This is a genomic window from Pleurocapsa sp. FMAR1 (genome assembly GCF_963665995.1).
GTDB lineage: Bacteria > Cyanobacteriota > Cyanobacteriia > Cyanobacteriales > Xenococcaceae > Waterburya.
Genome location: NZ_OY762512.1, coordinates 1,509,498 through 1,532,507, shown reverse-complemented (window position 1 = coordinate 1,532,507; position 23,010 = coordinate 1,509,498). Strand labels below are relative to the sequence as shown.

Annotated in this window: 14 protein-coding genes and 1 tRNA gene; 7 read left to right on the top strand and 8 right to left on the bottom strand. The window is 38.5% G+C overall.

Going from position 1 to position 23,010, the window contains the following annotated elements:
- Window positions 1-132 precede the first annotated feature (132 nt).
- From SLP02_RS07405 to SLP02_RS07390, 4 genes are all read left to right on the top strand, one after another.
- A complete protein-coding gene (locus SLP02_RS07405) occupies window positions 133-1,011 on the top strand; it encodes a hypothetical protein (protein WP_319420017.1) in 879 nt (292 codons plus the stop codon).
- A gap of 47 nt (window positions 1,012-1,058) precedes the next feature.
- A complete protein-coding gene (locus SLP02_RS07400; RefSeq protein WP_319420016.1) occupies window positions 1,059-3,080 on the top strand; it encodes an ATP-binding protein in 2,022 nt (673 codons plus the stop codon).
- Window positions 3,077-7,699, top strand: a complete 4,623-nt coding sequence (locus SLP02_RS07395; protein ID WP_319420015.1) for a DNA translocase FtsK — start codon at window positions 3,077-3,079, stop codon at window positions 7,697-7,699. Before SLP02_RS07400 ends, SLP02_RS07395 begins: the two co-directional genes overlap by 4 nt.
- A 302-nt stretch (window positions 7,700-8,001) precedes the next feature.
- A complete protein-coding gene (locus tag SLP02_RS07390) occupies window positions 8,002-8,931 on the top strand; it encodes a cation diffusion facilitator family transporter (RefSeq protein ID WP_319420014.1) in 930 nt (309 codons plus the stop codon).
- Between the two features lie 103 nt (window positions 8,932-9,034).
- On the opposite strand, the gene glgB is transcribed toward SLP02_RS07390, so the two are convergent.
- Both glgB and SLP02_RS07380 read right to left on the bottom strand, forming a co-directional pair.
- Window positions 9,035-11,329, bottom strand: coding sequence for a 1,4-alpha-glucan branching enzyme (glgB, locus tag SLP02_RS07385; RefSeq protein ID WP_319420013.1), 2,295 nt, complete (start codon window positions 11,327-11,329; stop codon window positions 9,035-9,037).
- Between the two features lie 186 nt (window positions 11,330-11,515).
- Window positions 11,516-11,815, bottom strand: a complete 300-nt coding sequence (locus tag SLP02_RS07380) for a hypothetical protein (protein WP_319420012.1) — start codon at window positions 11,813-11,815, stop codon at window positions 11,516-11,518.
- Window positions 11,816-12,000: 185 nt separating this feature from the next.
- On the opposite strand from SLP02_RS07380, the gene SLP02_RS07375 reads away from it, so the two are divergent.
- Window positions 12,001-12,213, top strand: a complete 213-nt coding sequence (locus SLP02_RS07375; RefSeq protein ID WP_319420011.1) for a hypothetical protein — start codon at window positions 12,001-12,003, stop codon at window positions 12,211-12,213.
- Between the two features lie 39 nt (window positions 12,214-12,252).
- Window positions 12,253-14,301: a thioredoxin domain-containing protein gene (locus tag SLP02_RS07370; protein WP_319420010.1), complete on the top strand. Its 2,049-nt coding sequence runs from the start codon at window positions 12,253-12,255 to the stop codon at window positions 14,299-14,301.
- Between the two features lie 110 nt (window positions 14,302-14,411).
- Here SLP02_RS07370 and SLP02_RS07365 read toward each other — a convergent pair whose 3' ends face one another.
- The 6 genes from SLP02_RS07365 to SLP02_RS07340 all read right to left on the bottom strand — a co-directional run bounded on the left by SLP02_RS07365 (window position 14,412) and on the right by SLP02_RS07340 (window position 22,225).
- The gene (locus tag SLP02_RS07365; protein WP_319420009.1) at window positions 14,412-14,771 is read right to left on the bottom strand and encodes a hypothetical protein; all 360 of its coding nucleotides are present in this window, start codon (window positions 14,769-14,771) and stop codon (window positions 14,412-14,414) included.
- Window positions 14,772-15,073: 302 nt separating this feature from the next.
- Window positions 15,074-15,147: transfer RNA gene (locus SLP02_RS07360), tRNA-Arg, on the bottom strand.
- A 122-nt stretch (window positions 15,148-15,269) separates the two neighbouring features.
- Window positions 15,270-16,850, bottom strand: coding sequence for a serine/threonine-protein kinase (locus tag SLP02_RS07355; RefSeq protein ID WP_319420008.1), 1,581 nt, complete (start codon window positions 16,848-16,850; stop codon window positions 15,270-15,272).
- A 225-nt stretch (window positions 16,851-17,075) separates the two neighbouring features.
- Window positions 17,076-19,628, bottom strand: a complete 2,553-nt coding sequence (gyrA, locus tag SLP02_RS07350; protein WP_319420007.1) for a DNA gyrase subunit A — start codon at window positions 19,626-19,628, stop codon at window positions 17,076-17,078.
- 200 nt (window positions 19,629-19,828) lie between these two features.
- Window positions 19,829-20,854, bottom strand: a complete 1,026-nt coding sequence (locus tag SLP02_RS07345; protein WP_319420006.1) for a glycosyltransferase family 4 protein — start codon at window positions 20,852-20,854, stop codon at window positions 19,829-19,831.
- Window positions 20,855-20,908: 54 nt separating this feature from the next.
- Window positions 20,909-22,225 carry a GAF domain-containing sensor histidine kinase gene (locus SLP02_RS07340; RefSeq protein WP_319420005.1) on the bottom strand — a complete coding sequence of 439 codons (1,317 nt, stop codon included), beginning with the start codon at window positions 22,223-22,225 and terminating at the stop codon, window positions 20,909-20,911.
- A gap of 281 nt (window positions 22,226-22,506) precedes the next feature.
- Here SLP02_RS07340 and SLP02_RS07335 point away from each other — a divergent pair, with 281 nt between their 5' ends.
- Entirely contained in the window at window positions 22,507-22,833 is a 327-nt protein-coding gene (locus SLP02_RS07335; RefSeq protein WP_319420004.1) for a DUF3155 domain-containing protein, read from the top strand.
- Window positions 22,834-23,010 lie beyond the last annotated feature (177 nt).

The window sequence follows — 23,010 nt, the reverse complement described above, 5'->3', positions numbered from 1 at the left end:
ATAGATGACTTTATTCTCTCTGTTTCTGCTTAACCCGAACTCACGTTAAATTAAGAAAAATCCGTATTTCTATCAGTGTAATCGCAAAAGTTATGAGAATAAGCTGGAACAGAAGAACCTAAACTGCGAAGCATGGAAGTCAAAGAATTAAAGTTTCTTTTTAAGCTTATTGGTAAGAATAATTATTGTGGAAAGATAAGCGAACTCAAGCCGAATAGTAAAACTAAGATTTCAGAGACACAAAGTATCTGTCGGAACTTGTGCGATCGCGAATTGGTAGCCTGTAGCCAAACAGTTACCAAAATAAAGATTAACTCTGCTGGTAAAGCATTACTTAATCTAGATGCAAATAATTTACCAGTCACTACCGATGAACTGAAAATCCTCAAAGCTTGCTCTACTGAAGTAATTACTCCTGGTAAAACTAAAGTTACTCCTGCCGAGAAAAGAGAAGAACTAATAACTAAGTTAGTCAAACAGGGTTTAATTACTGCCACCGCCACCAAAATAGAACAAGTTAGGCTAACAGAAAGAGGAAAGAAAACTCTGTTAGAAGAATACAATGCTAAAGGTACAGGTTCAGTTTTAAGTCTTGATTTACTAGATAATTATGTTCGTTTTTTACGTAAAAATCTCTGTTCGGGTTCATCTCAATCCCAAATTACAGTAAACAAAGAGGTTAACGGTAATGGTAAAAAGCCTCAAATAAAGACAAACGGACAAGATACCAGCAATGGTAAAAAGCCTACTGATGAAGAGATTTTACAAACAATTATTGGACTAGATCGCGAATTAGGTACAGATAATTACCTACCAATTTTTCATCTCCGCAATAAACTACAACCACCTCTGTCTAGAAAAGAATTAGACGATGCGCTATATCGTTTGCAAAGAGGAGATAAATTGGAATTTAGTTCACTAGTAGAAGCCGTTCACTACACCAAAGAACAAGTCGAAGCAGGTATTCCTCAAGATGTCGGTGGTTCGTTATTTTTCCTCATGGTTAATTAGGGCGATACCTTAAAACAATTTTAAATACAGATAATAGAGGTATTAGTGTGGCAACTTTGAACGAAATTATTCAACGGGAAGTTAATCCCTTTGATTCGGTAACATTTAGAACGGGTAACTTTTGGACAGAAAACCAACAACCCTCAAGCGCAACGGTTGAATCAATTCATCAAGAAGCGATAATTCAAATCCGAGATACTCTTCAACACGTTATTCGAGATCGTCGTACTCGTAGTATTTTGCTTACGGGGGATTCTGGTTGTGGTAAAAGCTATTTATTGAGTCGTCTCAAAAAAAACCTAAATAATAGAGCTTTTTTTGCTTATATCGAGCCTTGTCTAGCTCAAGATTATATTTGGCGACACACTCTGAGCCATACTGTTGATGGTTTGATGCACATTCCTGAAGGGGAAAAAGAGTCTCAACTGCTTCTGTGGTTAAAAGGTTTATCTGCTTATAGTGATGGTGGGATCAAAAAAAGGATTCTCGGTGCGAAAAATCACTTTATTCACGAACTAAGAAGCATTTATCCAACGGGTATTTATCAGCCTAAAGACTTTTTTACTGTTTTATATGAGTTGGCTAACCCAGATTTATATTTCTCTGCTTGTGACTGGTTACGGGGTTATAGTATTAGCGAAGATGAACTAGAGCTTTTGGGAGTCAGCAGCATGATTGATACAGAGGAGGCTGCTAAAGGTGTTATTGCCAATTTTGGGCGAATTTCTGCTGATAATAAACCCATCGCTCTATGTTTCGATCAGGTAGAACTTTCTCCTAAATCTTTAGATGGTTCTTTAGATATTAGTTCAATTTTTAATGTTAATACTGCTTTTCACAACAATAATTTAAAAAACTTTTTAGTAATTATTAGTATTACTCAAGACCAATGGAGAATTTGTCAAAACACAATTTTTCAGTCCGATCTGGCTAGAATTGATCGAGAAATTATTTTAAAACAAATTAATTTAGAACAAGTAAAAGCTCTTTGGGAAAACCGCCTTTATCCGATCCACTTCCAAGCAAAGCCCAAACCAAATTCATCTATTGCACCTTTAGATAAGCAACAATTAGAAGTCAAATATCCTGGAGGAAAAGCCAATTTACGGTACTCTCTCAGTTTTGGCGGAATACTGTATGAAAAGTATAAATCTACAAGTTCTAGAGAAATACCAGGAATAGGTGATAAAACACAACCAACATCAGATCCTTTGGCAGCTTTTAAGCTTCTTTGGCAAGATGAATTAAATAAAACTAAAGATAAAATTTCTCACATTCGTCAATCATCTTCTCAAGAACTAATTGAAATGTTGATTTCAGCCATAAGTGTTTTGGGAATTCAACAAATAAAACCCCGATTTTTAAACGGTAAATATTCTAGTTATTCTTTTAGTTATCAGCCCTTAAATCAATCTAAACAGGTCGGTGTATTGTGGAATGAAGATTCTAATTTAAAAAGCTTTTCTTATGCTATGAAAGCCTGCGAGAAAGCAATTAGCTCAAATAAAAATAGTACATTAATTATGATTAGAGCCGAATCATTGGGCAAAAAGAATAATCAAGGATATAAAATCTATCAAAAGATATTTAATAATAGCTCAAACTCTCACATCAAATTCAGTTTAGAATCTGTTCATTATTTAAAAACCTATCAAAAGTTAAAAAACGATGCTGTTTCTGGGGATTTGGTTTTAAATTTTAAGCCTTTAAGCTTAACCGATTTAGAAAAATTAGTTCGCGAAACCAAAGTTTTACATCAATGTAGTTTATTACAAGATTTAGAAATTGTCCCCACCATTCCTATTATCAAACTAGATCCAGAAACAGGAAAAGAGCTAGAAGTAAAGAAATTTCTGCTTAATCTAGTAAAACATCATCTTTTACTAGGACAACAAACATTAATTCAACAAGCCAAAAGTCAGTTTACTGAGATAGAAGAAGTAAAAATAGAACGTCTGATTCAAGAGTTATCTCAAGAACAGAAAATATCCTTTGTTAATCCTAACGCCAAACCACAAGAGCGATTGATTTGCTTAATTCCTCAAGCAGTAGCAGGAGGTAAAAAATGATCCAGTTTGTTCTGCTGATGCAAAAAAGCGTATCTTATTTAGAACAAGAAGAATACCACAATGCTTTTGAATCTCTGACTTCTGTTATTGAATTAAAACCAGATTGTGCAGCTGCTTACTATCTGCGGGGAGAAGCTTTGAGACAACTGGAACTATACCCCGAAGCACTGACAAATTTAGATCGAGCGATCGAGCTTGATTCTGAAGATGCGGAATACTATGATTTAAGAAGCCAAGTTAAAGCCAAGTTAAACAACTATCAAGGAGCAATTTCTGATTGCAATATCGCTATTAGTTTGGGTTGCCAAACGGTTGAAATTTATTTTGGCAGAGGTTACTATCATTGGATTTTAAATAATTATTCAGAAGCGATCGCTAACTATACCAAGGCACTCGATTTAGATTCTGAGTTACCATACCTGTATTTTCTACGAGGTTTGGCAAAGCAGCAGTTAGAAAACTATCAAAGCGCACTAGCTGATTTTAATCTAGCGATCAAGCTTGATTCTAGCGATGGCGAGTATTTTTTCGAGCGAGGATATACTCATGCCAAACTAGACGATCAACAACAAGCAATCAAAGATTACACTGAAGCAATTCGCCTCATACCTGAGTATCTAGAGGCTTATGCAAATCGAGGCAATACTTACATTAAAATAGGCAAACTCGACAGCGCGATCGCCGATTATACCGAAGCAATACAACTAGATCCCGAAATAATTGCCATCTACCAAAATCGAGGTAAAGCATATTCGGAAATAAAACAAAGCGATAAGGCGATCGCTGATTGGCAACAAGGAATAAAACTTCTTCAAGATCGAGACGATATATCTGCAAATACCATTAAGGCAGTACTGTTGAATTTAATTGAAGCAGAATCAGCCAAAAATCAATCAAATTTATTAGAAGAGCGAGATAATTCCTGGTTAGGAGGAATAGGAAAAAAATTAGGTAACTTTTTGGGCAAAGATAGGGAATCAGCAGCTTTCACCCAAGCACAAAAACATCTTAAAAACGCAACAGAAGCGATCGCACAAAAAGACTATCAACAGGCGATCGCTTACTTAAATGAGGCGATTGAAGAAGAAAACTCGGCTCATCCTTTTATTTATTTTATGCGAGGAGAGGCATATCGAGAATTAGGGGAAACTTTAGCTGCTTATAAGGATTACGAACAAGCAGCCATACTATTTGAGAGACAGGGCGATCGGGAAAACGCCCAGATAGCAATTGAAGTGGCTGTTGCATTAGCAACAGAGATATATACTGAGGATGAAGAGAATACAGACAGAGAATTAAGCTTAATATATCGTCCCAAGTCTGCCGATGAAGAAACTATTAGCGATCCTAGTATTGCCGATCTCGAACGAGTAATTGATGAACTGTATCAAGAAGCTCAATATATTATCCAAGAAGGGGTTAGTCGTTTTACAGGGTATTTTATCCTCCAAGATAGTGAAACTAAAGACTACATTCAAGGGATGTGGGATACTTGTTTTTATCCCGCAGGTGGCTTCCAGTTAGAGTGGTCATGTAATGGCAACAGATCGTGGTTTCCTTTGCCTCAAACCGACTCAGAAGCCAAAGAAATTCTGCGTTTGTGGCTAGAAGATATTCAAGCTTGCTCTGTTCTCAATTGGGAGATTATTGGAGATAATGACCCCGTGAGTCTAAAGCATCCTAGCAGAAGAGGATTTAAAATTATCCACTTGCTGAAGCAGTATGAAGCAGGGGAAAGGAATTTTCGTAAAGAAGATTTGAGTAAGGCTAACCTCTTTGAAGCCGATTTACAGGGTATTAATCTCAGTCATGCTTGCTTAGTTGCTGCGGACTTGCGAGGTGCAAACCTAACTAGAGCTAACTTAGCTGAAGCCGATCTCAGGGATTCTTGTCTAATTGAAGCCGATTTACGAGGTGCAAATCTTGAAGGTACAAAGTTTGAAGGTGCTATCTACGACGAAGACACAGAATTTCCTGATGATTTTGACCCCGAAGTAGCAGAAATGGAATTTTATGTTTATGAAGAAGATGATGAATCTATTTCGGACTCGGCAAATTCATGCTATCTAGAGACAGCCGAAGAAATTCGCGCCTTCATTACCCACATTAAAGCTTTTGAAACTTTATGGCTGGATACGGAAATAGCTGACTGGCAGACTAGACATCCCCGATTATCTTTAATTCAAGTATTAGCCGATCCCCAAGATCTGACAGGAGAATCAACTTATATCCTTGATGTTTTAGACAAGCCAGAAATAGCGTCAGAATTTATCAATCAAATTATGACCAATGTTCGCATTGAAAAAGTTTTTCACAATGCTAGCTTCGATTTAAGATATCTTGGCGGAAAAGAACAAGCCAAAAATATTACTTGTACCTATAAAATCGCGCAACAAATCTCTAAAAAAGTTTTGAGAACTAGCAATCTCAAACTAAAAACCCTTGCTGTCGAACTGTGTAACTTTCCTCAAGCAGAAATCGCCAATGAACAGGGAAGCGACTGGGGAAAAAGACCTCTTAGTAGAGAACAAATCAAGTATGCCAAGATGGACACAGTTTATTTAGCCAAGGTTCATCATCGTTTATTAGAATTTAAGCCAAATATGCTTTTACTACAACCAGATTCTTTTAGCGTTACCGATGTTCGGGTTGCTTTTGAGTGTCCGCGATTATTTTATGTGAGTAAGCATTTTGGTGGCAAAACTTTATTTGTGCCAAAATCTGGCACTTTTGGTATTGGTAATACTTTTCATAAGCTAGCTAATGATTTTATCACCACAATTAAACAAGAATCTCAATTCAAAGCTTTATTTGAGCCATCAGCCAAACAATTGAAAGTAGAGGCGATCGCTTCTCAGATGCAAAATATCTTCTACAGTCTGGTTTTTTTCCCTCACTATCTACAGCCAACAATTCAAACTAAACCTAATTTAGCTCCTGCACTAGATCGAGTTTGGCAAGGAATTAGAAATTTAATTAAAAAGTGGGCTGAATTATTAATTAACAATCGCGCCTATTGCGACGCAGATAAGCTGTTTGATCGCACTTTCATCTCTTCAGAATACAAATTGCAACATGATTTTAATTTACCCAATGGTACACAACAGCCGATAGCTGGAAAATTAGATTGTTTAATTTACGATTACAGCCAAAATAGCCTTCGTGTCGTTGAATTGAAAACTTATGCTCCTGTCGATCCTTCCGCACAGTTGGCACAGGTTGCTCTATATAGCTATATGATTCATAAAACTAAAAAAGTACCTGTGGACTCCGCTGTCTATTGTGTTCTACCAGAGTTCAAGGAATATTTTTATGCTTGGTCAGAACTCGAAACCAATGTGCATCAAGTAATTCCCTTTAAATTACAACAGATGCAAAAATGGCTGCAATGGCAACCATCACAACCAGATGCACCACCGCCAACAAGTAATTCCAATCTTTGTGAAATTTGTCCTCAGCAAAAAAAATGTCAAAGTTTTTTTAAAGTGGCTGACGAGAAACACAAACCCATTCCACCCATAAAGATCGAACTGCTAACAGAACCTAATCCTCAACCTCAACCTCAACCTTCTATTGATGCAGATAAAATTGGACAACGGCTAGTAAAGATTCTGCAATCTTATAGTCTTAATGTTAGTTATCAAGGTGCAGCAGTAGGTTCAGCATTTATCCGCATCAAGTTAAAACCAGACTTAGGAGTTAAAGTAGTCTCTATTGCTAATCGTTCAGAAGATTTAAAAGTACACTTGGGAATCTCCGCACCTCCATTGATTGCTACGCAAGCTGGCTATGTCAGTGTCGATGTGCCTCGTAAAGATAGGCAAATAGTCAATTTCTACGATTATATCAAACAAGAACACGACTCTATAAATACTGCTGTCAAAATTGCGCTCGGAATAGACTTAGAAGGAAAATTAATTGAAGCCGATTTATCCGATCCTAATACCTGTCATTTTTTAGTAGGAGGAACTACAGGAAGCGGTAAAAGTGAATTTTTGCGATCGCTCCTTCTCAGTCTTATTTACCGTTATTCTCCTCAACAACTCAAAATTGCCCTAGTCGATCCCAAACGAGTTACTTTTCCTGAATTTGAATCCAAACCCTGGTTGTTTTCTCCTGTAGTTAAAGATAGTGAGCAAGCGATCGCTTTAATGGAAGAATTAGTTAGAGAAATGGACAAGCGTTACCAACTATTTGAAACAGCAGGATGTCCCCACCTTGATGCCTACAATCAAAAACAAACATCAACTAAAAATTATTTACCCCGTATTGTTTGTATTTTTGATGAATATGCAGACTTTATGACAGAAAAAGAAACTCGTAACGCGCTTGAGCAAAGTATCAAACGCTTAGGTGCAATGGCAAGAGCGGCGGGCATCCATTTGATTGTTGCTACCCAGCGACCCGAAGCTAAGGTAGTGACTCCTATTATTCGTTCTAATTTACCAGGAAGAATTGCCTTGAGTACAGCTAGCGAAGCTGATTCTAAAATTATTTTAGGTGGTAACCAAACAGAAGGAGCTTATCTATTAGGAAAAGGAGATTTACTTTATCAGTTTGGCGCACAATTGCAACGATTACAAAGCCTTTTTGCTGATGTGGTTAGACTTCCTTTTTAAGTAAGTCCACTTTATTAAACAAGATGAAGGACAGAATAGAGAGATTAACTGAGCAAGTAAACAGGTTTCCTAGAAAATTCTTTGAGCGATTATTGTATTACAATGACGTTACACAATAAATAGATGACTAATAGAGTTGTTTCTCTTCTGCTGGCGATCGCTTGTGCAAGTGACGTAAACACTAGCTATAAGAAATTTACCCTATTTAGACTCTTATAATTGTTTAAGTCCCATTAATATCTGTGGGGTTTCGGCTTAAGATAGTTGCAAGCTCTATTCTTAAATAAGTATTTAAAAAACAAATGTCTGGTTCGGCTAAAAAAACAATCTATGCAGCAATGGCTGCGAATTTTGCGATCGCAATTATCAAATTCATTGCCGCCTCTATTACAGGTAGTTCTGCCATGCTCTCTGAAGGGATTCACTCGGTAGTTGATACGGGTAATGAACTTTTGCTGCTATTAGGTATTCGCCTTAGTAAGAAGCCAGCAGATGACAGTCACCCCTTTGGTTACGGACAAGAGCTTTATTTCTGGACATTGATTGTTGCCTTGTTTATTTTTGCCATTGGTGGTGGAATGTCGATTTATGAAGGAATAAATCATGTTCGCTATCCTGAACCATTAACCAATCCTTTTTGGAATTATGTAGTATTAGGGTTAGCGGTGATTTTTGAAGGCTATTCCTGGAATGTGGCTTTACAAGCATTTTTAGCCAGTAAAAACGAAGACAACTTTTGGACAGCAATTCGCGCCAGTAAGGATCCTACGGTTTTTACGATTCTATTTGAAGATACTGCTGCTTTGATTGGTTTGTTTGTTGCTTTTGTTGGTGTCTTGAGTGGACACTTGCTGGGCAACGTCTATTTAGACGGAGTTGCTTCAATTGTGATCGGCGTTATTTTATGTGGGGTATCAATTTTATTGGCTTCTGAAAGCAAGGGTTTGTTAATTGGCGAAGGTGCAAGTGCTGAGACAGTAGCCAGCATCAGGAAAATTACTAATGAAGATCCTGCGGTAGATAGAGTGATTAAAATTTTGACTCTGCATTTTGGTCCTCAAGAAATATTGCTTAACCTAGAAATAGAATTTGCCAAAGATTTAGAGACAGAAGAATTAGCGATCGCCGTTGAACGCCTGGAAACTTCGATTCGTCAGCAACACACAGAAATTCAAAACATCTTTATTGAAGCCAAATCCATCCGTGCAAGGCGTAAAGCGATCGTCGAATAGCTATTCTATACCAAATAGAAAAAAGAAGGCGACACATCCTGTAAGGGCGATTCGTGAATCGCCCTTACCCAAACACGATTCTTTATTAATTCATTTTACGGATCTAATTACCTTTCAAAGCTGCTTGAGTCTTCTGGCGATCTAGCTTAAAGAGCAAAACACCCAAAGGAGGTAAACAAACATCTAAAGAATAGGGATAGTTGTGACAAGACCAGTCATCAGTCCACTTACCACCATAGTTACCCATGTTGCTACCGCCATACTTACCCGCATCGCTGTTCAACATTTCGGTATAAAAACCTTTTTCAGGAACGCCAATACGATAGTGGCTATGAGGTTGAGGAGTAAAATTGCACACCGCAATTACAAACTCGTTATCGTCTTTGCCACGACGAATAAATGCCACGACGCTATGACGATTATCGCTACAGTCGATCCATTTAAAACCCTCTTCTTCAAAATCGAGACTATATAAAGCGGGTTCGCTCTTGTAGATTCTATTGAGGTCACTCAAAAATTGTTTTAAGGCTTTATGAGAACTGTACTGTAATAAATCCCAGTCTAAATCTACCCAGTCATGCCACTCAGTCCACTGACCAAACTCCATGCTCATGAACATGGTCTTTTTACCTGGGTGAGCAAACATATAGCCAAATAGACAACGGACGTTAGCAAACTTTTGCCATTCATCCCCTGGTATTTTGCCAATAATATTACTCTTGCCGTGAACAATCTCATCGTGAGACAGTGCCAGCATATAGTTCTCAGTATGGTGATACCACATACTGAAGGTCAGATTATTTTGATGAAATTGACGAAACCAAGGATCCATGTGGAAATAATCCAACATATCGTGCATCCAACCCATATTCCACTTCATGTTGAAGCCTAGACCGCCAGTATAGGTAGGCCAAGATACCATCGGCCAAGAGGTTGATTCTTCGGCGATTGAAAGTACTCCAGGGAAATAACTAAATAACAGGCTATTAACCTGACGTAAAAACTCAGCAGCTTCAATATTTTCACAACCGCCGTAGTCGTTAGCAACCCATTCTCCATCTTCACGGCAGTAATTGAGGTAAAGCATGGAAGCCACAGCGTCTACTCTAATACCGTCGATATGATATTTATCGAACCAAAATAAAGCATTAGCAACTAAAAAATTACGGACTTCGTTACGACCGTAGTTAAAAACAAGCGTTCCCCAGCCTTTATGTTCTCCCTTGCGAGGATCTCCGTGTTCATAAAGATGAGTACCATCAAAAAATGCTAAACCATGACCATCTTTGGGGAAATGACCAGGAACCCAGTCTACAATTACTCCAATGTCGTTTTTGTGACACTGATCGATAAAATACATCAAATCTTCGGGATTACCATAGCGAGAGGTAGGAGCATAGTAACCCGTAACCTGATATCCCCACGAACCGTCAAAAGGATGTTCAGCGATCGGCAAAACCTCAACATGGGTGTAGCCTAAATCTTTAACATAGGGAATCAATTTATCAACTAATTCAAAATAACTTAGAAAACGAGCGCCTTGCTTCGATTCTGAAGCAGTTACAGCTTCTGATGTACCCGATAGTAATTTTGTGGGTTCATCCGCAGAAGCGTGCATCCAAGAACCAAGATGAAGCTCATAGACAGAAATAGGCTGATCTAATGGCACACTATGGCGACGCTTCTCCATCCACTCTGCGTCATTCCAGTTGTAGCTATCAAGATCGGCAACAATAGAAGCGGTTTTGGGTCTAACTTCTTGTTGAAAGCCATAGGGGTCAGACTTTTCGTAAATATGTCCATCCCAGTTTTTTACCTCATATTTATATGCCGTACCGATAGTCAGTTCCGGGACAAATAATTCCCAAATACCACTGCTTCCCTTGCGCATCTGGTGTTTTCTGCCGTCCCAGCTATTAAAATCACCCAGCACAGAGGCATTACGAGCATTGGGAGCCCAGAGGGCAAAATATACGCCTTCAACTCCTTCAATTTTGGTGTGATGTGCGCCTAACTTTTCGTAAATACGATGATGATTGCCTTCAGCAAACAAATGAATATCTAAATCAGTAACTCTAGGGGAAGAAAAAGCATAAGGATCATAAATAACTCTTTCGTTTTCTCCTTCTTTTATGCGTAGCTGATAATTAGCTAGGTTCGGATTTTGCACCACACACACAAAGAAGTGAGGATGGTGCATAGACTCCATGGGATATTCTGTTCTTTCTTCTGGACAAACTACCCAAGCAGCACTAGCATCAGGCAGATAAGCTCGAATCACCCAACTTTCTACTTTGCCGTTTTGTTCATTAGGATGGCGACCTAATATTTCAAAAGGATTATTATGAAGATTGTGGACGATCTGATTGACTTGTTCGGGAGCAATGATTGAAGACATTAAAGTAGCAAGATCCAAATATTTACTAGCAGTGAGATTGTTAAAAAAGTCTGTTGTCTAGACGACAGATGACGCTAATCAAAACAGCCGAGTTTATTTTGTTGTTTTTTTTAAAACATTTGTATACATACTTTAACTATTTATAAGCAATATACAAAAAGTTTATTGATTTTTAGACAAAAAGGACTAATAAAAAGGAATTATAGTTTTAATAAATTTTCTGAGCTGTAACAAAAATATTAGTTCGCGAAGATCTGGGGCAATTTCGGGGGGAAAAGCACTTTGAGCTAACCGTGCCTGTAATTCTTCGTATTCAGCCGCAGACAGAGGTTTTCCGTCTACTGGCGATCGCCCTTCTAAGATAATTTCTGTACGCAATATTTCTTCGGGAATGTCTTGGGCTGGGGGTAAAGCAAAACATAAACTAGGCTTAAGCCAAGCTACTAAATTGATAGTTAGAGCAAAACATACATTTTTGACCCTCATGGTAAGAATAACTTATTTGATTTAATGATGATTAAATCTTACTGTAGCGATAATAAACTTAAATCATTAAATCCGCACAAGTTATTAGCAATAAAGTTAATTATCAATCAAATTATATTTATATCTGGCGATCGCTTTTTGGATAAACTTTGCCAACGCACAATTTGGCTTACTTACTTAAATTTATGGCATCAATTGAACAACGTTTAGCAGTCTTTGGTAAACTCCCCCTAAGAGCGCAGTTAGTTACTATAACTTCATCTAAAGCTAATGCTGTTCTGAGTAAAAATCAAGATTATATTGCCTGTCTAGAACAAATACACGCTGAATGTCTGGCTGCTGCAACTCCAGAACAAAAATCTATCTACGATAAAGCCAAAGAGCTTTTAAGAGAATAACAAAATGAATAAACCTTAATTATCAATTATTAATTATTTATGGCTAACCATCTCCAATCAACTCAAAGCCTTTATTTACAAAAACACGTTGAAAATCCGATTAACTGGTGGTATTGGTGTGACTCGGCATTAGCTGAGGCAAAACAAGAGAATAAGCCTATATTTCTCTCGATTGGTTACTCAAGCTGCCACTGGTGTACGGTAATGGAAGGAGAAGCGTTTTCAGATAGTGCGATCGCCGATTACCTAAACGCTAATTTTCTGCCAATCAAGGTAGATAGAGAAGAAAGACCAGACATCGACAGCATCTATATGCAGGCATTACAGATGATGACTGGACAGGGTGGTTGGCCTCTTAATATTTTTCTCAATCCTGAAGATTTAGTGCCGTTTTATGGTGGGACTTATTTCCCTGTTGAACCTAAATATGGTCGTCCTGGGTTTCTAGAAATTCTTAAGGCAATACGGCGTTTTTATGACCATGAACCAGAGAAATTAGCGGCTTTTAAGACGGAAATTTTAGGTAATCTCCAGCAATCGGCTTTGTTGCCAGTTAATCAGGTAAATACTTTAACTAAAGAGCTACTGCACCAGGGAATCAATGTTAATACGGCAGTGCTACAGTTTGATGAGCCTGGTCGTCCTAGTTTCCCGATGATTCCCTACTCTATTGTCGCTTTGCAGGCTAGTAGATTTGAACAAGAGTCTAAATACGATCCTCAAGCACTATCTCAACAGCGCGGATTAGATTTAGCTTTGGGTGGCATCTATGATCATGTAGGAGGAGGATTCCATCGCTATACCGTAGATCATACTTGGACAGTACCCCATTTTGAAAAAATGCTCTATGATAATGGGCAAATTTTAGAATATTTAGCTAATTTATGGAGTAATGGCGTACAGCAACCCGCTATCAAAAGAGCGATCGCAGGTACAGTAAAATGGCTACAACGGGAAATGATTAGCCCTCAAGGCTATTTCTATGCTGCACAGGATGCAGATAACTTTACTACTGCCGAGGAAATTGAGCCAGAAGAAGGTGATTTTTATGTTTGGAGTTATGCAGAATTAGAATCTATACTCAAGGCGACAGAATTAGCCGAATTACAGCAAGAATTTGTAGTTACACCTCAAGGCAATTTTGAAGGCAAAAATGTTTTACAGCGTTTAGGAAGCGACATATTATCATCGAACTTAGAACAAGCCCTAAATAAGCTATTTACAATCCGCTACGGAAAATCTGCAACGGACATAGCTACTTTTGCCCCCGCTAAAAACAACCAAGAAGCCAAAACTAAAAACTGGTTGGGACGCATTCCCCCTGTGACCGATACAAAAGCGATCGCAGCCTGGAATAGTTTAGCAATTTCAGGATTAGCTAGGGCTTATGCTGTATTTAAAGAGCAATCTTATTTAGACCTAGCCACTAATGCAATTCAGTTTATACTGCAAAACCAGTGGCTAGAGGGTAGATTGCAGCGACTCAACTATGATGGAGTGGCAACAGTACCAGCACAGTCAGAAGACTATGCTTTTTTAATCAAAGCCTTGTTAGACCTACAGGCTGCTTGTCCAGATGATCCACAGTGGTTAGAACACGCTATCAAAATTCAAAACGAATTTGATGAATTACTTTGGAGTATTGAAGTAGGCGGATATTATAATAACTCCACAGATGCGGGAAAAGAGTTACTAATACGAGAACGTAGCTACATGGATAATGCTACACCATCTGCTAACGGAGTGGCGATCGCTAACTTAGTTCGTCTTTCACTTTTAACTGACGACTTGAAATATCTAGAACAGGCTCAAAAGGGACTACAGGCTTTTAGTTCCGTGATGGAAAAATCTCCTACCGCCTGTCCTAGTTTATTTACGGCATTAGATTGGTTTTTACATGGCACAAGCGTTAAAACTAGCCTAGAAGATATACACCAACTAAATTCTTATTACTTACCCACCACTGTCTTTCGAGTAGAGACTGAGTTACCCAAAGATTCAGTTGCTTTAGTTTGCCAGGGTTCGTCTTGTCTTGAACCAGCAACTAATATTGAGCAAGTATTGGAACAAATTCAATCTGTATATTGACGGCTAATTATTAATTGAAATAGTAATTAACCGCAAAGATTCACATCTCAAATACCGTGAGAACAAAATTATTTCATGCCCTGACTAAATATTTTTAAATTGCAAATTAATTAAAAACCATAACTTTGTATTTTGACTAATTCGCGATCGCTAAATGATGCTTTAATTTGGCGATTACAGTTTTCGTAATCGATCCAAATTCGATGTTCAACTCTGCCATTATTAGTAGTTTTTGTTTGCTCACCTAAAAATCCTAAGATACTTTGAACATCCCCAAGATCTAAAATGTTGTCACGTTCAAATCTCACTGACGTACTACGAGATTGTCTCTTTAATTCGTCTAAATTTTCTTTTTCAAGACTGCCAAAAGCAGCACGGGTCAATCTATCTTGGCAAGCTTGGGCTACCTGAGAATATCCACAGCTTAAAATCACTAAAGTTGATATGGCTAATATTTTCTTAAACAGCATAATTTTAAATCATTAGAAACTCTTTTAAGAGTTGCATTGATGTTTAAAACAAACTGCGATCGCGAAAGGTAGTTAAAGTGTGATAATAATCCTTTACAGCAATTGATTTGTGTGCATATTTTTGAACTGAAAGGTTTATATGAAGAGAAAATTTATGATAACTCTCAAATTGAAAAGAATATTTTTCGAGAATCAACTTTTTGCTGCAAATATATAATCGAGAACATAAAGATACAAAAGAGTAATGAAAATATCATTCTCGGATCTAATAAATTCTTGTATCTTAATAAATATTAGTTCAGCAGGCCATTCAGGACTCGAACCTGAAACCTACGCCTTAGAAGGGCGTTGCTCTATCCAGTTGAGCTAATGACCCAGATTTGCTCAATAATAGTAACATATTCATCTCGGAGATTGTCAACAAAACTGAGCTATTAAAATTAACATTCCAATATCTACAGCTATTTACTGCGTTCACTGCCTTCCGCGGTCAAATTGTCAATTGCTAATAATGGCGAAAGATTCAATCATTTTCTCAACTGTAGGTAAATAGCTATCGTAGTTTTCTGGTTGAGCCGTATAGGTAAATATATAAGCCTGATTATCTTTTACCAACCAAGCTTGCATTCTCTCTACGGAATAACCGTTTTCTTCTCCGTGATAGATAACTTGTCGTCCTTGACGACCTCCTAATCTAACTGCTTGAGCCTTGCTGACGTTAGGATCGGAGAGTTTCTTTATTTCGGCGATCGATTCATCGGTGTATTCTGCTAAAGAAGTTTTTCCAGACAAGTTTTCTACCGAGACACTAACTCGCTCTTTAAATTTATCGCGATCGCCATTTAAAGGTGCCAAAAAGACAACTCCTGTAGCAAAAAAATCGTCTCGATTCTGCTTTAGCCATGGTTCAGGATAATTTACTTGAAAACCCTGGTCAATGTTTTTATACACAGATAGTTGAAACTTTGGCTGTGAATTAAATTTTTGGAACAGTACCCATCTTCCTAAGACAGCAGCTAGCAACGTCAGAACAAAGGCGATCGCCAGAATTATTTTAAACCTTGATTTTTTAGACTTAGCCCCTGTAGGTAAACTGCGAGGGGCATTTTGATATTTATTGCTTTGGCTGCTAGTGGTTTTTGTTTCGCTCTCAATTTTTGGAACAGCCTGAACTTTTATCGATGAATGAGATGAAGTGGAATTAGCAGCCAAAATTGTTGCTTTATCGTTGTTTGTTAGTGCGTCTAACTGTTCTAAATCTGATAGCACAGCTTGCGCCGAAGTATATCTTTGTTGGTGAAGACGGCGCACCATAGTATCTAAAATTTCTAAAAATCGTGGTTGATAATTTACCTGATGATCGAGTTTATTACGCCAGATGATTTCATTATCTTCATCAACAGTCAAATTTCGAGGATGAACTCCTGTTAAAGCTTGGATAATAATAATCCCAACAGCATAAATATCGCTATAAAACCCAGGATGACCAGTCATTTGCTCTATGGGCATATAGGATCTAGTCCCAACTGCTACAGTAGGATTAACTTGTCCTGCTGGATTAACAATTTGCGTACTTATTTGTTTGACTGAGCCAAAATCGATCAAGATGATTTTTTGATCTCGATCGCGACGCATCAAATTTGAGGGCTTTAAATCACGATGAATGACATTGTTTTGCTGAACAAACAGCAAAACTTCCAGAATATCCTTAAGCAAAGCGATCGCTTTGTCTGCTGACCAAGGTTGACCAGCAATTATTTCCTGACTTAGATCATGCCCTTCAACTAGCTCCTGAACCAGAAAAAAATCCTGGTTGTGTTCAAAATAAGCTAGCAAGCGCGGAATGCGATCGCAGTCTCCTAAGCAATTCATGATGTCTGCTTCGCGATTAAACAGCCGTCGAGCTATTTCTAAAGTTTTAGCATTGGCTAATTTTGGTTTTAGCTGCTTGACTACGCAAGGGCTATTGAAACACTGTCGATCTTGTGCCAAAAAAGTGATTCCAACACCACCTCTTCCCAGTTGTTTGACGACGTAATAACGTCCCTGAATAATTTGTCCTACGAGATTGTTATCCATCGACGCAATTGTTTAAATGGCAGCTAGTAATTCGTCAAAATTGTTTTGAGGAGTAATTGGGGTAGTGGGGTAGGATCGTAGTGGAGTTATATACTCCTCCACCCTTTCTACCTGCAATACTTCCATCAATTCAAAGTTGATAAGGTACTAGTTTAGTCTTCCCAATTTTAAGCATTACGTAAATAATAATTAGTAAAGAAGCTTAATTTCTTATCCATTATCTTTTTACAATTCTTCTTCCCCCTCTTCTAAAGGTGGTACGGGCGCAACAGCAGCGATCGCATCGTCTTTATCTAGTCTTTGGACTCTAACTCCAGTAGCATTACGAGACTGTAAAGATATTGCTTTTACCGCCTGACGAATCATGATACCTCGATTGGTAACGATCATTAGTTCATCATCTGGATTAACAATATCAATTGCTACTAGGCAATCATCTTTTGATTTGAATTTAATAGCTCGTACTCCCATACCCGCACGATTTTGCAGGCGGAATTTAGCAATAGGAACTCTTTTGCCATAGCCGTTATTGGTAATAGCTAGTAACCAAGGCCCTTGATCTATCTCTTCATTAATAATCAGATCTTCGCCGTTGTCTTCATCTTCTTCATCTCCTGTCTCAGCTATAGTGGCAACGATCTGTGCAGGAATAATATCCATGCTGATTAATTCATCTTTGCCCCTAAGCTTCATCGACTTGACCCCTTTGGTGGATCTGCCTAAAGGACGCAACTGCTGTTTATTAGTTTTGAAGTGAATTGCTTTTCCTTGCCGTGTACCAATGATTACGCTGTCTTCGTCCGTCGCTAAACGTACCCAACGTAGTTCATCTTCTGGCTGGAGGGAAATAGCGATTAAACCATTAGAGCGAATATTAGCAAAAGCTGAGAGAGCAGTTTTTTTGATATTGCCCTTGCGGGTGAGCATGATTAAATATTCATCTTCAGTAAACTCGCTTACTGCAATCAGCGAGGTAATTTTTTCTGCTTGAGAAATGGGCAACATCTGCACCAAAGGAATTCCTCTAGCCGTGCGCGAGGTAGCAGGAATTTGATAGGCATGAAAAGAATATACCACCCCGCGATCGCTAAAGAACAGAACTTTATCATGATCGCAACAGGTCATGAAGTGTTCTATGCCGTCGTTTTCCCTCATTTTGGCAGCAGCCTTGCCTCTAGTTGCTCTACTTTGAGCTTCAAAGGTACTTACGGGCATCCGCTTGATATATCCTTGCTCAGTCAGCAGAATCACCGACTGCTCATTGGCAATTAGGTCTTTATCTAATAGTTCCCCTTCTCCTTGAACAATCTCAGTTTTACGAGGAGTAGCATGAGCATTCTTGATTGTAGTTAGTTCCGACTCAATGATTTCTTCAATTCGTTCTTGGCGCGCTAAAATATCGTTTAAGTCGGCAATTTGCGTCTGTAAATCTTCATGTTCTGCCTGAATTTTTTCTGCTTCTAAGGCAGTTAGACGACGCAACTGCATTTGCAAGATAGCATCAGCCTGGACTTGAGATAAACCAAATCTTTCAACCAATTCATTTTTAGCGGTGGTAGCATCAGCAGCCCCACGTAATAGCTGGATAATTGCATCAATGTTCTCTAGAGCAATTAATAACCCCTGCAACAGATGATCTCTGGCTTCAGCTTTGCGTAAGTGATAGCGGGTTCGCCTAGTGATTGCCTCAATGCGAAATTCGATAAAGACCTTGAGAAACTGGCGAATAGTCAGTAGCTGAGGATCGTTGTTGACCAATGCCAACATATTTGCCCCAAAGTTAGCCTGTACCGCAGTTTGCTTAAAAAGGTTGTTAAGCACAACACGAGGATAGGCATCTCGTTTAAGCTCAATGACTACCCGCATTCCTGTGCGATCGCTCTCGTCGCGGATATCAGAAATCCCGTCTATTTTTTGATCGTTAACCAAATCGGCAATCTTTTCAATTAAAGAGGCTTTATTGGTTTGGTAGGGCAGTTGGGTAATAATGATTGCTTCTTTGTTGGCTCTACCACGCTGCTGTAGGGTTTCGATCTCGGCTACCCCTCGCATAGTGATTGAGCCTCGACCTGTAGTGTATGCCTCTTTAATGCCTGCTCTGCCAATGATTTGTCCCCCTGTGGGAAAATCAGGACCTTGGATGTACTGCATCAATTCGAGATCGGTAAGTTCGGGATTGTGAATCAAGGCGATCGTACCTTCAATTACTTCTCCTAAGTTATGAGGAGGAATATTAGTTGCCATGCCCACGGCAATACCCGATGAACCGTTGAGCAAAAGCTGAGGAATCCTGGCCGGAAGCACCACTGGTTCTTGCTCTGAACCGTCAAAGTTATCGGCGAAGTCTACTGTTTCGGCTTCAATATCTTGCAGTAGTGAATCGGTTGCCAGTGCCTGTAAACGACACTCGGTATAACGCATGGCTGCGGGAGGATCGTTATCTATTGACCCAAAATTACCGTGTCCGTTGATTAAGGGGTTTCTCATGGAGAAATCCTGCGCCATCCGCACCAAAGCTTCATAAACGGCGGTATCACCATGGGGATGATATTTACCTAATACTTCCCCCACGACACGGGCGCATTTACGAAACGGACGGTCTGGGGTTAGTCCTAATTCGTACATGGCGTAAAGAATACGACGATGGACTGGTTTTAGACCATCCCTAGCGTCTGGCAATGCCCTGCCGACAATTACGCTCATGGCATACTCCAAATAGGAGCGAGACATTTCGTTACTCAGATCGATAGGGATAATCCGTTCCTGGGAAGTGGTCATACTGTGAAAAACTCCAAATATATGCAATAATTTGGATTAATGGCTAATAAACTCTGCTTACTTCTCTTTTATAGCCAATAAAGCCCAATATAATCGCATTTTATAAATAAATTCTAGCATATTTTGGTACTTTCTGGTAAGACTAAAGACCATGCTACATCTACAATAGAGTCTTTTCCGTCATCACAAATTCTTTAGACCTATTTTCTGGTTAGCCTTTGCTGTAACTTAGCTAAGATTCTCTGTATTTTTAACCTGTTGATACGTTTAGTATTTAAGCTATTAATAGTGGTTGCAAGCTGGGATTCTTCGGATAGCTCATGCGATCGCATCTCGAAAAAATCATTAATCTCAGCCAGAATTACTTTAAATCTAGCTAACAAATTCTCTTGTCGATATTCTGCTAACAGTGAATCGATTAACTTAAAATCTGGTGATTGCTGCAACGCTTGAGCAATTCGATGTAGGTCATATTCTAGGCTATATCCCGCAATCTTATGACAGTTAAATCCAGGATCTAAAAAATCTGACAGTCCGTGATTAACGCTAGAAAAAACTGTACAGCCACAGGCTAAAGCTTCTAATGGTGGTAAACCAAATCCCTCGCTTACCCCACTTGTAGCCCAGTATTCAGCAGAGTCATAGAGATAAACTTGGCTACGATTAAACAATCGGGCTAAATCTTCTACATAACTGTCAATAACTTCAACCCGATAACGGTTTTTTAAAGCAGGAATTAATTGTTGCAGCAGATATTGTGAAGACTTACGTGTCTGCACCACTATCTCAATGTCTCGTGGTTGATTTGCATTATAAAATTCATCACTAATTTGATTAGGAAGATAATAAATCAAGCCGTTTGCAGCTTTTTGACCCCAATAACCCATCGTGTTGCGACTGACGGTAATAATGGGAATTTCTGGCGGTAGATCGAAACCATAGCCTGCACTATGAGCATGATAGACAATATTTGGGTTTTGCCCCTGAAGTTTAGCAACTAACTGAGGAACATCAAAACCCCAACCAATAACAAAAATAGAGGATTGAGCATCAGTCATTGGCAAGATATCAGTTAAAAAAGCGCAGTCTTTTTCTCGTTGTCGATAGGTAACTACTTCAGCAGCACATATTTGCTTTGCCAAAGCACAGGTTTTTAATTCTGCCCATAATCCGCCTCCGCCAAACTTTCCCGTTGTCCCTGGTAATAAAAAATATAATTTCCGCATCAGTTAACCTTAAACATTTATCAGTTAACCTTAAACATTTATTAATGCTCAATGTTAACTGAAAACAGGTAGCCAGACTACAAAGGTAGTACCAGGACTATCTTTTGACAAATTGTTGGGACTAATTAACTCAATTTCCCCCTGCATTTTGACAATAAGTTCTTGAGCGATCGCCAGTCCTAAACCAGTGCCAGGAATATCGCTTTGTGCCTGTATTCCCCGATAATGTCGCTCAAAAATACGCTCTTGTTCGGCTATGGGAATACCATAACCAGTATCATTAATTGCTATGCCTAACATTTTCGGCTCAGTTGCCAACTGCTTTGTTTTTAGCTCGAGATGTATCTTACCCCCAGCAGGAGTATACTTTAAAGCATTATCAATTAAGTTATTGAAGATTTCTCTCAAAGCAGACATATCTCCTCTCACCTTGGGGATGATTGAGGGAATGTTGGTAATTAGCTGAATATTTCTGTCTGTAGCAATCGCCTTGGCTGCATTTAAGAGAGGTTCAAGAATTTGCTGCAAATCTAGAGAATCTAATTCTTTGTTAGAGCTTGGTAACAAAAAGTTACTTGGTGCCACCGTAAGATCGCTAGCTTCTAATACAGGGGTCTTTCTCCGCTCAAAATCTTGGGGATTAATTGAATCTATGGTGTTTGACTCGGTTTCAAACTGTTCTAGAAGCTGTTGAAAACGATCGCTTTGTTCTAAGATACTCTGAGCAATTTTACGATTGTTATCTCCTGGCAGCAAGCGTTTAATCAATAATTTACCAAATGTCCGCAGTGCAGTTAAAGGGTTACGTAGCTGATGTAACAGATCGTCTAGGCGATCGCGCTCAAGAAGTTGCAGATTTTTTTGAACGGTTAATTCTTCTTTAGTCCAGTGGCATTGAAGCTCTAAAAAACGAGCGATCGCAATAGTTCGCGTAATTTCTTCAATCTGCTCTAACTCAGTTGATTGCCATTCTCGATCCTCTCTTCCAGTCACTAGCAAACCAAAAAAAGTGTCTTGATGAATCAAAGGTACTATTAACTGTTTTCTCTCTTCTGAGCCAGGTTTTAGATTAGATGTTGATTGATTTTTAGTATTTTTGTTGGTCAAATTAGCAGGTAGTAACTGAGCAACCGAATGAGACTGCAACTGTTGCCAAAACTCAGATAATTTAACAGTAGGAAGTTTTATAACATTTTCATTTTTGCTTTGAGGATAAATTGCCAAAGGAAACAACTGCGCCTGTCCATCTTCGCTCATTTCCTCTGTCAAATAAATCACACTCCATACCGCTCCCAAACTTTTAGACAGTATTGTCATCTGGGACTGACACAAAGCGACAAATTCAGTACTGGAAAAATAGTTGTTCGTCATTAATGCTCCCAAGACAGAAATTGCGGTAAATCTAGATGTTAGCTAAAGAACAATTGCCGTCAGCTTAAGCTATGTATATCTAATTTTAATTTTATAGCTTTATCTTTTTCCATAATAAATTACCAAACAAGACATTTTTTATTTAGTATTTCTATTTAAATATCTTTTTAATAAGATCTTTTCTAGCTAGTTGATTTTTATTGTTCATTACGATACAATTGGCTCATAATAAGTAACTAATGACACAATATTCGCTTAGTGAATATTAGGAGGTAAAAAGGTTGGCAAGGAAACGCAAACGTAAAAGCCGTCGTCGTCAAGAAGGTCGCAAAATATTAGAATTGGTCTCACAGTATCATATTGAAAGTGGCGAAGAAAAACCAGTAACCGCAGCCCGCAATCATATAGCAAACATGGGTATTCAACCTCCAGCAGTCTTGGTGGTCAAGAGAAACGAACACACCACAGATAGATATTTCTGGGCTGAAAAAGGATTGTTTGGAGCGCAATATGTAGAAGAAAATCATTTCCTCTTTCCTAGCTTGCAATCTATTGAACTTCAGGAATGGGATAATAGCAAAGCTGCTGCAACGACAGCAACTCGTTAATAGCCAAACCATGAAGTTAAAAATCCCATATTTAAGTAGGTAAAATGTATTTTAACATCTTACTAAAGTAAAAAAGGAGACTAGCATTTTGCAGTCTCCTTTTTGCATTCAGGCTAATAGCTAACGCAGGTTATTATTTCCGCTTTATTTATACTCAAAAAACTATTACTTTTAATA